Annotated in this window: 15 protein-coding genes and 2 pseudogenes; 2 read left to right on the top strand and 15 right to left on the bottom strand. The window is 40.4% G+C overall.

Annotation, left to right across the window (positions count from 1 at the left end):
- From BLO53_RS18005 to BLO53_RS17975, 7 genes and pseudogenes are all read right to left on the bottom strand, one after another.
- A pseudogene (locus BLO53_RS18005) lies at positions 1–190 on the bottom strand (IS1634 family transposase); the annotation flags it as partial.
- 310 nt (positions 191–500) lie between these two features.
- Positions 501–800 carry a hypothetical protein gene (locus BLO53_RS18000; RefSeq protein ID WP_026490526.1) on the bottom strand — a complete coding sequence of 100 codons (300 nt, stop codon included), beginning with the start codon at positions 798–800 and terminating at the stop codon, positions 501–503.
- A gap of 146 nt (positions 801–946) precedes the next feature.
- The gene (locus BLO53_RS19355) at positions 947–1,156 is read right to left on the bottom strand and encodes a hypothetical protein (protein WP_092064860.1); all 210 of its coding nucleotides are present in this window, start codon (positions 1,154–1,156) and stop codon (positions 947–949) included.
- Positions 1,157–1,298: 142 nt separating this feature from the next.
- Positions 1,299–1,931, bottom strand: a complete 633-nt coding sequence (locus BLO53_RS17990; RefSeq protein ID WP_026490528.1) for an endonuclease III domain-containing protein — start codon at positions 1,929–1,931, stop codon at positions 1,299–1,301.
- 42 nt (positions 1,932–1,973) lie between these two features.
- Complete coding sequence (locus BLO53_RS17985; RefSeq protein WP_092064857.1) at positions 1,974–2,645, bottom strand: hypothetical protein; 672 nt, start codon at positions 2,643–2,645, stop codon at positions 1,974–1,976.
- A 24-nt stretch (positions 2,646–2,669) separates the two neighbouring features.
- Complete coding sequence (locus BLO53_RS17980; protein ID WP_092064854.1) at positions 2,670–4,397, bottom strand: serine/threonine protein kinase; 1,728 nt, start codon at positions 4,395–4,397, stop codon at positions 2,670–2,672.
- 69 nt (positions 4,398–4,466) lie between these two features.
- Positions 4,467–5,282 carry a PP2C family protein-serine/threonine phosphatase gene (locus tag BLO53_RS17975; protein ID WP_092064851.1) on the bottom strand — a complete coding sequence of 272 codons (816 nt, stop codon included), beginning with the start codon at positions 5,280–5,282 and terminating at the stop codon, positions 4,467–4,469.
- 161 nt (positions 5,283–5,443) lie between these two features.
- Between BLO53_RS17975 and BLO53_RS17970 the strand changes: the two genes are divergently transcribed.
- Entirely contained in the window at positions 5,444–6,361 is a 918-nt protein-coding gene (locus tag BLO53_RS17970; protein WP_092064848.1) for a magnesium transporter CorA family protein, read from the top strand.
- A gap of 62 nt (positions 6,362–6,423) precedes the next feature.
- On the opposite strand, the gene BLO53_RS17965 is transcribed toward BLO53_RS17970, so the two are convergent.
- From BLO53_RS17965 to BLO53_RS19975, 4 genes and pseudogenes are all read right to left on the bottom strand, one after another.
- On the bottom strand, positions 6,424–8,007 hold the full coding sequence (locus BLO53_RS17965; protein ID WP_092064846.1) for an AAA family ATPase: 1,584 nt from the start codon (positions 8,005–8,007) through the stop codon (positions 6,424–6,426).
- Between the two features lie 107 nt (positions 8,008–8,114).
- Positions 8,115–8,471, bottom strand: a complete 357-nt coding sequence (locus tag BLO53_RS17960; protein ID WP_143003279.1) for a hypothetical protein — start codon at positions 8,469–8,471, stop codon at positions 8,115–8,117.
- A gap of 7 nt (positions 8,472–8,478) precedes the next feature.
- Positions 8,479–9,198 carry a hypothetical protein gene (locus BLO53_RS17955; RefSeq protein WP_143003278.1) on the bottom strand — a complete coding sequence of 240 codons (720 nt, stop codon included), beginning with the start codon at positions 9,196–9,198 and terminating at the stop codon, positions 8,479–8,481.
- Positions 9,199–9,205: 7 nt separating this feature from the next.
- A pseudogene (locus BLO53_RS19975) lies at positions 9,206–9,452 on the bottom strand (ATPase); the annotation flags it as partial.
- A 126-nt stretch (positions 9,453–9,578) separates the two neighbouring features.
- On the opposite strand from BLO53_RS19975, the gene BLO53_RS17945 reads away from it, so the two are divergent.
- Positions 9,579–10,868 carry an ATP-binding protein gene (locus BLO53_RS17945; RefSeq protein WP_092064836.1) on the top strand — a complete coding sequence of 430 codons (1,290 nt, stop codon included), beginning with the start codon at positions 9,579–9,581 and terminating at the stop codon, positions 10,866–10,868.
- Positions 10,869–11,229: 361 nt separating this feature from the next.
- On the opposite strand, the gene BLO53_RS17940 is transcribed toward BLO53_RS17945, so the two are convergent.
- From BLO53_RS17940 to BLO53_RS17920, 4 genes are all read right to left on the bottom strand, one after another.
- Entirely contained in the window at positions 11,230–11,529 is a 300-nt protein-coding gene (locus BLO53_RS17940) for a hypothetical protein (protein WP_092064833.1), read from the bottom strand.
- Between the two features lie 2 nt (positions 11,530–11,531).
- The gene (locus BLO53_RS17935) at positions 11,532–11,786 is read right to left on the bottom strand and encodes a hypothetical protein (RefSeq protein ID WP_143003277.1); all 255 of its coding nucleotides are present in this window, start codon (positions 11,784–11,786) and stop codon (positions 11,532–11,534) included.
- A 449-nt stretch (positions 11,787–12,235) separates the two neighbouring features.
- Positions 12,236–12,694, bottom strand: a complete 459-nt coding sequence (locus BLO53_RS17925; RefSeq protein WP_092064824.1) for an SMI1/KNR4 family protein — start codon at positions 12,692–12,694, stop codon at positions 12,236–12,238.
- Between the two features lie 16 nt (positions 12,695–12,710).
- The coding region (locus BLO53_RS17920; protein WP_092064821.1) for an HNH/ENDO VII family nuclease at positions 12,711–13,379 on the bottom strand (669 nt) is incomplete at its 5' end.

Below are 13,379 nucleotides of genomic sequence, written 5' to 3'. Positions count from 1 at the left end.
CATTAGGATACATCATGTCAAGGTGCTCATCATCACGTCTTCCGATGGATGTGGTCTTGGGGACGGAATACTTCTTGTCAGGGTCATACTTTCTCTCATACGCATAGTACACGTAGGTAGTTCCCTTGATGTTTTTTATTGTGATACCGTTTTCCCCAGTCGGTATCTTCACAAGGAAATTCATATACATGGCAGCCTCCATAGAGATGTAATTACTTCTCTATTATCTTACCATGTTCCCCACTCAAAATCAAGCGAAATCCGCATAAAATCTGGGTTTTTCCAATTTTTCCACCTCTCAATTTGGCTGCCGAGAGTTAATTATCGCGGAAGTTCACAAAAAAACATGTAGCTAAGTACATATTAAATAATACGTAGCACGCTACATGTTGTCAACCTAGACAAAACAATTTCATTTTTATTTAATTATCTGACCACAATATGTTCACATTTTCTTTCTGTCTGCTGACAGTTACACACATAGATAGTCCTGTATTTTGTCAGCTTGTGGTGATGACGAGCTTTTGTGGCTGAACCTGTCTGGCCTCACCCTTTCGTCCTCTGCTGACAATGCTCTCACCGAGGTTTATCATCTGAGCTCCCGATGCCATTGCAGCCAGGATCTGATGAACAGCATCCTCATAGTCTGCTGCCTCCATAGGGATAACATAGTCATGATTTAAATGTTCAGTTGAAAGAATTGCTGATCTGTACCTGGTATCATATCTGATTCCGTAAAAAGTACAAATCTCGGTATTTAGCATTCCATTGCTGTCAGCACACTGCATTGCTATATACATAGGCACACCTCACATCTGTCTACGCGTCCTTGGTTCCTATTTGCTATTGCAAGATATATTGTAATATCGCACAGTTGTTCTCAATAATATGATAATGCAATTTCATAAAAAGGGCAAGCACGCATGCTTGCCCCATAAGTTACTCTTTATTTACCCATTGACGCAATAAGCGCATCAATCTCTGCCTGTGACAACATCTTGCCAGAATCGCCTCCTGATGGAGCTGCCGCCGGCGCACCACCTGCACCCGGCACCTGTGATGGAGAGAAACCGCCTCCGCCACCGGCCTGTGAGGATTTACCCATTATGCTAGCAAGCAAAGCCTGCTGTTCAGCGCTAAGTCCATTAGTATCCATTCAGTACCTTCCTCTATGTAATATATCGTAGATTCAGTCCTATAACTTTAGTTCATTATCCTAGAATAAATATTCCTAGTCAATACAACCACGTTTTCTTTAATGGCAACTTAATAAAAATCTCATAATTTGCTCAGATTTTTCATAATTTCGCTGATTTACAAATATCCTTAAGACAACACTTATCACACTCCGGCCTTCTTGCCACGCACACAGCCCTGCCATGGGTAACAAATCTGTGGCACAGGGCATTGCCTTCTTCTGGAGGTATGATCTTCCATAGCTCTTTTTCCACCTTGGCAGGTTCCTTAATATTATCTACAAGACCTATGAGGTTGCAGAGCCTGATGCAATGGGTATCTGTAACTATGGCTGGCTTGCCATAAACATCTCCAAGAACAAGATTGGCGCTCTTTCTGCCAACTCCAGGGAGCTTTAATAGTTCCTCCATTGAGTCTGGAACAACACCATGGTATACGTCCCTTAGCATTTTCATGCAGGCAGATATATCGCGGGCCTTAGAATTACCAAGTCCGCAGGGCCTTACTATCTCTTCTATCTTCTCAACCGGTGCATCTGCAAGAGCCTCCAGCGTTGGATATTTCTCATAGAGAAGAGGAGTTATCATGTCTACTCTCTTATCTGTGCACTGGGCAGCAAGGCGGACGCTTACAAGAAGCTGCCAGGCCTTGTCGTAGGCCAGAGTACATACCGCATCCGGATATTCTTTTTTTAGCCTTTCAATTACTTCAAGAGCCAGTTTCTTCTTGGTCATAAGCTCACCTCGCAAACTCACTTTTCATCTGCTCTAGTGCCGTCAGGTTCTTTCTTCTCTCTCGATTACAAAGCCTGCCTTACTGATTGCTGCTTCATTCCTATTATCCTTCTTACTGTCAGAAGGTGCAACCATTCCAGGTGCCACAGCACCAGGTACATTAGCTGTGCCAGGCACTACACCTCCAGTAGGTGTTCCGTAAGGTGCCGCCCCAAGCACTGTGGTTCCATTTGAAACACCAGCTCCCAGCACAGTGGTTGCATCTGATGTCTCTGCTCCCAGTACTGTAGTAGCCTCAGAAGCGCCATCGAAAGATACCGCAGCATCAGCGCCGCTCTGTCCCAGAAGCACAGTCTGATTTGGATTCATCTGACTCTGCCCTTGATTTAAAAGAACTGTCTGATCACCACCAGGCTGTGACAATTCGCGAAGCTTGGCAGATAGTGAAAATGCCCCATTACCATCAAGGCCCTCAGAAGTATTCCAGGAAATAGCTGCTCCCTGGCGCTTTTTTCGAAGGTCTGCCTGGACTGTACCAGCCTGGGCCTCTTTTCTGATCTTCTCTATATCCCTCTTGGCCTCACTTCCTGAAAGGACCGCAAAATCTCTTTTTATATTAAGTTTAAACCACAGGATTAGCGTAAGTATCAGCATTACCACTGCTGAAATTCCCATGATCACTGATAAAAGCTTGTAATATTCTATATTTCCCATTTTATCCTATAACCTAAATCTTCTTTACTTGCCCGCCGCAATGTTAAGACTCTTTCTGGCAACCTCAAATGCACTCTTGGTCTTTTTAACTTTCTCTTTTACCATGTCAGAGCAATTTGGGTCAGACAAGATATCTTCGTCCAAATGCACTAAAATGGCATCCATCTCTGCCACTATATCTTCGTACTTGACACCTGCCTTGAGGAATTTACTGGAGTAATTATCAATCTGAGAAGCGATCTCATTGTAAATTACCATAGCTGTGATAGCATTGTCTTCCTCAGCAATATTGCCATCTGCAAGAGCCACAAGGTCGCTCCAGATCACATCGTATTTAACCTTTGGATCTCCGCTTGCAGTCAATTCAGCATTAGGGTCCTTGTCAGAATCCCCACCAGACTTATCCCCTGGCCTTACCATACGATACTCAGCAATCTTGTTGAGCCTTTCTGCTCTTAGCTGCTGGCTCCCTGACAAGGTGCCCTGATCTGCCGCTATCTTGAGCCACTTGGAAGCCTGAGGATTACTGCCGCCTTCATAGGTGTAAAAATAAGCAACTCCAAGTCTATAGGCAACTGTAGCGTAGCCCTCTTTGTTAGTGGCTAGTCTCTCTCCAATGGTGCCATTTGAGGTTTCCCTGATAAGAAGCCCTCGAACTCTTTCATCCTCCTGCCTTGTAAAAACATCATCTGCAAGAATCAGGTTATCAAGCATCTCAATATAAGCTCTTGTATTTTCAGGGTCCATTTCTATAGCCTTGGCATAGTATTCAAAGGATGTAGCATCATCCTCTTCTCCTCTGCCCTCTGCTATATAGTACTCATAGTTCTGTTTAGCAAGTGCATCAGACTTATTATGAAATCCCAGTGACAGTCCGCCAAATATAAGTGTCAAAGCCGATGTAGCCAGGAAAAGAGATACTCCCAGCTTGGCTGATTTCTTGTAGTTTTTGTCAAGTTCCTTGTAATGCTGAAGATCATACATAACCTCAGCGCAGGACTGATATCTGTCTGCAGGGTTGTTCTGAATACACCTTGTTATGATCTGCTCAAGGCCAGGTGACAACTGCTGATCCCAATATCTGATGGGATAAAACTCATAAGGAGGCTCACTTGGATTGTGGCCTGTGACCAGATGATAAAGAGTTGCTCCCAGATTATAGATATCTGTTCTGGCATCAGTCTGTCCTCTTCCACCAAACTGCTCTGGAGCCGCATATCCCTTGGTTCCAAGATAAGATGTATCGCCGGCCTGGCTCTCTTTGTACTCTCTGGCAATACCAAAGTCGATAAGAGTAATGGTTCCATCAGGGCGGAGCATGATGTTGCCTGGCTTAAGGTCTCTATAGATAATAGGAGGCTTTCTGGTGTGCAGATATTCAAGAACATCGCACAGCTGAATTCCCCAGTCTATTACATATTCCTGAGGCTGGGCTCCCATAAGATTAAGAGCCTTTTCAAGGGTATTACCCTCGATGTAGTCCATAACAATAAGAAAGCGCCCTTCCTCCTCAATAACATCGATAATGCTGGGAAGATAAGGGTGCGATAGCTCTTTTAACAAATTAGTCTCTGTGATAAGACTCTGTCTGACTACCTGAAAATTAGTAGATGTGTCCTTGCGGACCTCCTTGATAGCCCACTGCTTGTTGGCCTTCTCGTTCATGGCAAGGTAAACCGTACTCATACCGCCCTTGCCGATAACGTTCAGGACCTTATATTTATCTCCAACTAAACTTCCAATTTCTAACATGAATATTTCCTAACTAATATTTGATTTTGTTTCTAATAAAGAAACAACGCTATAGCGGTAAATGTCCCATTACTGACAGCAAATAAGGACACCCGTGATATTATCAGTCTCTCCACGGCTCTTGACGGTCTCGATAAAGCCAAGGAGCCTTGACTTCATAGTGTTCTCGTCAGCACAAGCTGATGGCCGCAGTTGCCCGCATACCTCGTCAGCTCTTAACTTGCGCCACAAGCCATCACAACATAGCAAAATAGTTGTAGGCTCATCAATCCTTCCTGTGACAATCTGGGGATAAACATTCCCGGATGCTCCAAGGCACTGCAGAAGGACACTCTTCTGTGGGCTGTTCTCCGCTTCCTGAGGTGTTATAAGGCCTCTGTCCAGCATGTTCTGAACTACACTCTGATCGTGCGTCAGCTGATCACACCTGGTCTCAGTAAACTGATATGCCCTGGAATCCCCAATATTCATGATCAGGAACTCATTTTCCATGGCAAAAAAGCTCACAACAGTAGATCCAAGTGTCAGGCCATTCATAGAGCCGTAATCCAGAAGCTCTTCGTTGATATCCTGAGCCAGAAGTAGCCACTGTCTCTTGACCTCTTCCATGATATCAATGCCCCTGCTATCGCTATCATCAAGCTTCTCAGTGACATTAACCGGTGACAGCGCCTGTGGAAGCCCTGATACAAACCAGTTCTCAAAAGCCTCAACTGCCTTGCTGCTGGCAACCTCTCCGCAGGAAAGGCCTCCCATGCCATCGCATAAAACCCCAACTACGACTCTGCCGTGTTCGCTGGTATTAGCAACCTTCACCATAGCAGAATCCTGATTAACTTCCTTGACTGTACCTTTGTCAGTACATATACAAACTTTATATTCCATACTTGTCCTCTTTATAACCGTGGCTTTTATCTATTCCAGCCAGCCATACCATTGTAATATTTACGGTTAGTTATTTCAATTACAAACTGTGAATGTTATTATGATGAGGGTGTCAAAAAAATTCTTTTGTCACCTTAAGATATTTCCTCGGGAGGTGCCTCGTGTTTTTCCTTATAAAAAACCAACTTGAAGAATGTAGTGCCGAGCAGTGTCACGATGCTGCAGAGCCTTATGTAGCAGTTCTTACCCCGGCTCAGTGGGCAGAGACCAATGAAAACTTTGATATGGGACTTGATTTTGATCCAAACGGAGAAGAAATCTACACCACCAAGGCAGAAGTTAACTACGATTCGTTAACTGGAACTTTCTGCATTCCTACTCAGTCAGCAAGATCTGCAGAGCCTCAGAGGTTTGCATTTGTACTTGATGAAACAGGAATTGTATTTATAGATGAGAGCGATGCTGCCCTTAGGCTAGTTAAGAGGATCCAGCATTACAAAAAGTGGAAAAAGCCTTGTCTTGAGCGCTTTTTGTATGATTTTTTGGAACTTATTATTCACAACGACCTCAGGATCATGCAGCAATATGAGCTGGAGCTGGACAGTCTGGAAAAAGAGATCATGTCTAACGCAGAATCAGCTCACATGGAGCGAAATAACGATATCCGCGGTGATATAAGAGATCTGCGCATCCATTACGAGCAGCTTCTAGATCTTGGACAGGAGCTTGAGGAAAATGAGAATGGTTTCTTTTTGGAGGACAACCTGAGATATTTCCACATGTTCTCAAGCCGCGTGGACAGGCTCTATGACTCTGCAACTCACCTTAGAGACTACACAATCCAGCTAAACGACCTGTATCAGTCTCAGCTTGATGTAAGGCAGAACAGGATCATGACAGTCCTTACTGTGGTAACAACCATCTTCATGCCTCTTACACTTATAGTTGGCTGGTATGGTATGAACTTTAAATACATGCCAGAGTTGGAATCCCGCATGGGTTATCCGGTAGTCATCATACTAAGCGTATTGATCGTTGTAGGAAGCCTTACCTTCTTTAAGATAAAAAAGATATTGTGAGTCAGAGTGGCAAATGTAGTGCCAGTCACCGGGGAAATTTTCTCCAGTTACTGGCACCACAATCATATTCTTTCAATCTTGCAGCTATGCCTTTTGGTTTTTGAATCATAATTAATACCCACCAGAACTATCTCTCCGCCATAATTCTTTAAAACCTCAGGATAGTTTCTGTCTTTAATCTGGTTCAATGCCGACTCAGAGCTCTTATCCCACTTCAATTCAACAACCAGTGCAGGATCAGATGTAGCCTTTTTGGGAATATAAACAACATCAGCAAGTCCTCTACCAGAAGGCAATTCCTCGATTTTCATATATCTGTCCACGCATGAAATATAGGCAAATTTTATTACATACCTCAAAGCCTGCTCATCGTTATAAAAGGCTGGCGCATATTCAGAGTTTCTAATGGCCTCGATAGCTGCTGCAACCTCTTTCTCTTTTCCAGCAACAGTGCTTTCAAAAAGCTTCTCTGAATTTCTGACAAGAGTAGCCAATCTATTACTTCCAGCGGTTTTCTTGAGAAGAGATTCAAACTCTTGCATTACTTCTTTGTTGGGAATTCTTACAGTACCTGTTTCCTTGCTATATGCCAGATAGCCAAGATGTATCAAAAGTGTAAGCACCTCATCTTTGCTCCTAAAAGAAATGGTGTCATTCTCAAAACCAGTAACATCTACCTCAAGTTCCTCGCCAGCTATCAGTCTGACAATATCATCCTGAAGTCCATCATAGTTCATATTCACATAAGTGATCAAAGATTCTGAAGCGGTAGTCTTTTGCCAATAGGACTCACAACTATTCATCTTCACTGCACTCATTACTGAATAAGGGTTAAAAATATGCTGTTTATCTGCAAAAGAATAACCATCATACCATTTCTTTATCTCTTCAATGTTAATATCTGAATCCTGACATATTCTAGCCACTTCTTCCTCTACAAAACCAGTATAGGGCACAAATCTGCCTGGATTTAGAATCGAATACTCGTTAAAATCTGAAATAGCGGATTCTGTCCCGTCTTTTTTGATAGGCAAAATTCCAGTCATATAAGCCGCCGCAACAACCTTGGGAGTGAAATTATTGTTCTTAAACCAGCCGCGTAGTAGATTCAAATACCTATCTTGTGCATCCTGATCATCTGCCGTTTCTCTGACCATTGAATCCCACTCATCGATAATAAAGATCACCTTGGTCTTAGTCTTATCCACTAGTCCTATAAGACACTCCAAAAGAGTTCCATACTGCTCATATATCGGATCAAGAGCGCGTATTTCACCCAGAATTGATTTTTCTATAGCTGAAGGAACTTCTTTTAAATCTTCTCCTTTTTTCTTGAACTCAGAGATAAAATTAGTAATATCTATATTTACAACATGATATTTGTTAAGATGCTGTTCATAAGAAGGACTATTTGCAATCTCATAGTTTTCAAAAAGAGCTCTGGAATCACACGTGTTGTCATAATATGCGCACAACATCTGCGCAGCATATGATTTTCCAAATCGCCTTGGTCTACTAATACAAGTTAAATTGTCTGTCGTGTCTATAGTAGAATTGATAATTTCGATCATTCCTGTCTTATCTATATAGTTTGATTTGGTAATACGCTTAAATCCAGCATTTCCTGGCCCTAAATATATCCCCACGTGCTCATCTCCTATAATCGGAAAAATATTTATCGTAATTGATTGTACCACATTTCAGCATAAGCCATTAATAGTTAATAATAATGCTGATAAAAAGATATTGTGAGTCAGGAAGTAGCAAGTATAATCCTGCTCTCCCTTAATGTCTGGGACTGCTCATAGTCATACTCAATTGTATTTATGTTAGCCATAGGGTATAGCTGACGCAGCTTTTTAAGGGCTCCGCGCTCTGCCACATGGCTAACGAGGCATCCAAAGGGGTGTACGATAAGTATCTTGTCATACCCCTGCTCTATCATATCCATTGCTTCTGCCAATACAAGCCAGCCATCTCCGATATTGTAATACTCACTTAATATAGGTGTTGCCTTCTGACGCATGTCATTAAATAGCCCGTCCGATAGAAATCCATTCTGTAAAAGAACTCGTCGCACCTGAGCTTGTATCCTGATCAAATAATCCATCACAAGCTCATACCCTTTCAGCAATGCTCTGGAAGCGCCCTTTAGCTCCGCAGATGCCTACTCTCTTAAGCGGTCTTTCCTCTCTGGAAAATCTTGGAATCTTAAGAAAATCACTTACAATCTCACGATATTTCTTTTCCCTGAAAAAGAGATTACGGCAGGAAGAAATATCCTGGGAAAGAGCCTTTATCCACTTGTCATAGACTTTTTTCGTGGCACCTTCTTCCTTCTCGTAGGGTCTTATCTGCTGAAAAAGAGCCATGAGAAGATCTCCGTAGCACACTGCTGCCACAGCGCCAAAGAGCATCATAGGCCTTATCTTAAAGCCAGGGTGAGACTCAGCGCCTGAAAAATTCAGGGAAAGAACCGGTATCTTATATCCGCTTCTCTTAAGGCACTGTATTATAAGGTCGTAGTAATTGCCTGCTCTGCAGGCGCCTCCAGCCTGAGGTTCCAGAATTGCAATCCTCGAAACATCCGTATCAGGGCTTTTTAAGTGTGTCATCAGATTTCCGATTATATCCATAGCGCAAGTGCAATAGCTTGAATTTACCAGTGATAGCATCTCCGCCGGAAATTCCTTGTACTCTGGCACAACAGCTAGTTTGTAGCCGCCTATAGAAAATGCTGCACTAAGAAGCTCGTTGTGATAGTGCAGCATATCAGGCATATATATGGTATGAGTCTTCCTCATACTTTTTGTAAACCGGATATTGTCTTTATTCATTTTTGTCCTAGCATTCCTTCTTTTCTAACGCCAACCCAATCAATCAGCATGATCTGCCATAAAAAGAGGTATATTCAGCACATCATCGTCTAGTTTTAAATTATCTAGTGAAAAGCGCACGCGGAGCTTAACTTGATCTGGAAACAGTTCCTTAAACTTTTTCCCACGGGAAAAATATCGTTTTCTCTTTGAATCAGAAAATCTACTTCATAGGGTGGATTGGTCTGTGTCCAATACCATGGTACCACTTCAAAGTATGAAGGTGTATTGTATTTTGGCCTTAAAAATTGTATTATTAGCTTAGGTTGAGGTCTTAAAAAATGTATATTAACAATGAATCTAGCCCCTAAAAAATGTAAAAATCTCTGGAGGTACTATGCATGCAGCGCTTTGCAATGGATAAGCTGATTGAATGGAAAAATAATAAAAATAGGAAGCCTTTGGTTATAATGGGCGCCCGTCAGGTTGGTAAAACATGGCTAATGAAGGAATTTGGAAAACTTTATTATGATAAGGTTGCATATATATCATTCTACAACAATACGGCTATGAGTCGTGTGTTTGAACAGGATTATGATATAAGTAGAATTATTTCTGCTATTAATATTGAAGTAGGCCTTACTGTATCTGCTGATGATACTTTGATTATATTTGATGAAATACAAAATGCTCCAAAGGCGTTTGAATCCTTGAAATATTTCTGTGAAGAAGCACCTGAATATCATGTTATGGTGGCCGGATCTCTTTTGGGAGTAGCCTTACACGAAGGGATATCTTATCCAGTTGGCAAAGTAACAACTCTTAACCTTTACCCACTGAATTTTAGAGAGTTTCTATATGCTGTCGGTGAAAATGCTCTGGCGGATGCTCTTAAAACCAAGGATTATGCTTTGATAGATGGTTTTTCTGAGAAATATATCTATCACCTAAAAAACTACATGTATGTTGGCGGCATGCCAGAAGTTGTGAATAATTTTTTAAATAACAGCGATTATTTTGCAGCCAGAGAAGTTCAAAAAGAGATCATACTTCAGTACAAAGGGGACTTCGGCAAGCACATTTCTCCTAATGAATTAGTGAGAATTAACATGGTATGGGATGGAATCCCCATACAACTTGCAAAGGAAAATAAAAAATTCTTCTTTGGCCAGATTAAGAAAGGGTCTCGAAATGCTGAATTTGAAAAAGCCATACAGTGGCTGGTGGACAGTGGTCTGGTATATCGTGTCCACAAAGTAAATGAGCCGCACGTTCCTCTTTCTGCATACATGGAATTCTCATTTTTTAAATTATTTTTCTTGGATATTGGTTTATTAGGTGCAATGAGCGAATTGGATCTGCATTCGGTCATTGAAGGCAACCGTCTATTTGTTGAATTTAAAGGAGCTCTCACGGAACAATATGTTCTTCAGCAAATTGTTAGTGATACTGATTATTCAGCATATTACTATGGCACCGAATCAGCCACTTTCGAACAAGACTTTCTTATTCAAAAGGGCATGGATGCAGTTCCTATTGAGGTGAAAGCGGAAACTAATATTCGCTCTCAAAGTTTGAAAGCATTTTACGATAAATTTCACCCTGCTACTTCTATAAGGTTATCATTGCTAAATTATAAGGAACAGGATTGGATGGTCAATATTCCGCTTTATGCTGTATGTAATATGTAGATGATTTTTTACTCCTATAGCTAATTCCATATCTGCAGCTCCAACTGCAAATGCTACAGAATCTTCTTCAGCTTTAGATTGCTCATATGCACCCTTACATTGTTGCCACACTTCTGCCAACAATCAGTACAACGCAAATGAGACATCAGGCTTTTGTATAAAGCACTATATGCATCAAAAGATAAGTCTGGCACTAGGAGTATTTTCCCTAGCAGACCTCTTTTGATGATAAATGCCTCTTGGCCTTCTACAATGACTGATAGTTATACTACCAAATAAACGTTAAAATCTTTAGTTTTGCCTCCTACCATATGATACTTAACATCTTCTTCCCACCATGGCAGAATTATTTCCTCAAAATCTAAAAATACATCATTTTTTTCTTTAAACTTTCATTCAGAAAATTATTGTAATTCCAAATAATAATAGTAATGCAATTATTATCCATCCAAGACAAATCGCATAGATAATCATTTAACCAGCCCAACACCGGATTGGGAAACTCGACTGGAATTTCCATTTTTTCTCTCATTGCAAGAACATAGTCTTTTTCAGTACTTATTATTTTCCCATCTAGTTCAACCAAAAAACCATCTCTCGCTTTTGTTTCTTCAATCACTTTATTAATTTCATTTCTAGAAATCTCTGTTATTTTATTCATATTTACTTAATCTGTTCTTGATAATCCAAGAACTCCTTTATTGAATTCTTTGTTGATTCGTCAATATCATCTCTTTCTATTGACTCTCTGAGTATTCTTAACATTTCTTCTCTATTTGAAAAGTTCTGATCATTGAGAATTCTGTTTGCCATCCATGCAGTATGCTCTGTTGGCTTTCTTTTTAACGATAGTAACAATTCCCCCTCATATCCATTTCTGTAGTAAGACTCCAAAAAATGAACAATCGGTCCTGGCATTCATAGTTTATCTGCATCTGTAATACTTCTAGATCTGATTTCTTTTCTACTTCCTTATGAAAAACAGCTTTTTCCGCTTCAGTGCAATTCTCTATATATCCCATTCTCTCAAGCCAATTGCAAATCGCAGCACTTTGTTGTTTCCTCTCAGCAAGCGAACGTGATATTCCGCCTATAACACTTCTTTCTTGTGCACACCTATCTGAAAGACAAGTTAATATAATTGCTCTTTGTAATAAATCGTTTTTGTTTTTCATAAAATCGGAACCTATGCTATACATGATCCAGCTTTTCTGCTCAAGAAGTGCTTTATACGTTTCTGAAGTATTCTTTTGCAATTTTTCTTCTTACTTCCAAAAGCTCAAATTTCTAGCAATCTCAATTTCTACAAACATAGGAATCAATCCATTAAATTTGTAATTTACTAATCCATCAATATACTACTCTACTCATCCTTCTATAACCTTCATCATAAATTGTCCAAAATCCTCAGCAATCTGTCCTTCATTTACATACTTTTCGCCATCATAATATGCAGAAATTATTCTCGGTTCATTTTCATTATTAAGATTTTCATAATCCTGATAGGCCAGACTACCATCACCAAAATTATAGAAAGGTATCCAATATTTCGAAAGACCATATTGCTCCCTATCATTTAATGCATACGCAACAGAATTACCTTCCAAAATTCCAGATTTGTCATAAGGATCTATGCCAAAAATTTCATTTCCATCAAATGATAAATATCCATACTTACGGTAAAAATCCTTCACTTGCTTGGAAAACGAAATCCCTAATACATTTTCCGAATCATTTATTTCTTTTTCACTTTTTCCATTTACTGTAGTATAGAACTTACCTTTCTTTGCTAACGCCATTGATTGTTCATAGTCGTAAAAACTCATTTTCACATCTCCTTGTCTATTGATTTAAATTTTTGGCATGCCAGGGCCAATAAGAATTCTTTCTCCATTTATTAAATGCAGGTCGATCAATTTGTGATGGCTCTTGTCCAGTGTTAGAATGCAATTCCTTATAATTTTGTTGATGTTTTGTAGCCAATATTTCTTTTACTGGACCGGTATCCGTTTGATCTACATGATGGATATTTACAGATTTTCCATCTTTTCCAATCGGCGCGAGACCTTGTTCCATTCTTTGTGTATTGGTTCTACCTTGGGCATCTACTTGGCTTGGATCAAAAGTATCATTGTCCAATATTACTTCTTTTCCATCTACTGTTACTTTAGTCTGCCCTTTTTTGTTAGATGATCCAGATTGCTTAACACCACTGTTACCGTTCGTATTCTTTGTATCACTTGTCTTTGTTCCCTTGCCACCAGATTTTCCTGAAGATTTTGAATAGTTTGTTCCATTCTCATACTGAACTCGAACAACAAATCCTTCAGGTGTGACCATATATTCAGCTGGTCCAAACATTCTCGCCATGTTATTCCATGCGTCTTTGACAGCATTTACACCATTATTATAAGCAGTTTTCACCCTTGCTGAAGCATTTTTGTACATTGCTTCTGTCTTCTGGCCTACAGGAGATTTTGTCTTTCCAGCAAGTCCTTTTCCAAGAGCACC

The sequence above is a fragment of the Butyrivibrio sp. INlla14 genome, assembly GCF_900102515.1.
Lineage (GTDB): Bacteria > Bacillota > Clostridia > Lachnospirales > Lachnospiraceae > Butyrivibrio.
This window is presented reverse-complemented; position numbering and strand designations above follow the sequence as displayed.

What these genes read in the sequence shown, in the direction of transcription:
- BLO53_RS17945 (WP_092064836.1), top strand. Translation starts at nt 9,579, where the DNA reads ATGCAGCGCTTTGCAATGGATAAGCTGATTGAATGGAAAAATAATAAA.
- BLO53_RS17955 (WP_143003278.1), bottom strand. Translation starts at nt 9,198, where the DNA reads ATGAATAAAGACAATATCCGGTTTACAAAAAGTATGAGGAAGACTCAT.
- BLO53_RS17960 (WP_143003279.1), bottom strand. Translation starts at nt 8,471, where the DNA reads ATGGATTATTTGATCAGGATACAAGCTCAGGTGCGACGAGTTCTTTTA.
- BLO53_RS17985 (WP_092064857.1), bottom strand. Translation starts at nt 2,645, where the DNA reads ATGGGAAATATAGAATATTACAAGCTTTTATCAGTGATCATGGGAATT.
- BLO53_RS17925 (WP_092064824.1), bottom strand. Translation starts at nt 12,694, where the DNA reads ATGAGTTTTTACGACTATGAACAATCAATGGCGTTAGCAAAGAAAGGT.
- BLO53_RS17940 (WP_092064833.1), bottom strand. Translation starts at nt 11,529, where the DNA reads ATGAATAAAATAACAGAGATTTCTAGAAATGAAATTAATAAAGTGATT.
- BLO53_RS19355 (WP_092064860.1), bottom strand. Translation starts at nt 1,156, where the DNA reads ATGGATACTAATGGACTTAGCGCTGAACAGCAGGCTTTGCTTGCTAGC.
- BLO53_RS17990 (WP_026490528.1), bottom strand. Translation starts at nt 1,931, where the DNA reads ATGACCAAGAAGAAACTGGCTCTTGAAGTAATTGAAAGGCTAAAAAAA.
- BLO53_RS17935 (WP_143003277.1), bottom strand. Translation starts at nt 11,786, where the DNA reads ATGCCAGGACCGATTGTTCATTTTTTGGAGTCTTACTACAGAAATGGA.
- BLO53_RS18000 (WP_026490526.1), bottom strand. Translation starts at nt 800, where the DNA reads ATGTATATAGCAATGCAGTGTGCTGACAGCAATGGAATGCTAAATACC.
- BLO53_RS17975 (WP_092064851.1), bottom strand. Translation starts at nt 5,282, where the DNA reads ATGGAATATAAAGTTTGTATATGTACTGACAAAGGTACAGTCAAGGAA.
- BLO53_RS17980 (WP_092064854.1), bottom strand. Translation starts at nt 4,397, where the DNA reads ATGTTAGAAATTGGAAGTTTAGTTGGAGATAAATATAAGGTCCTGAAC.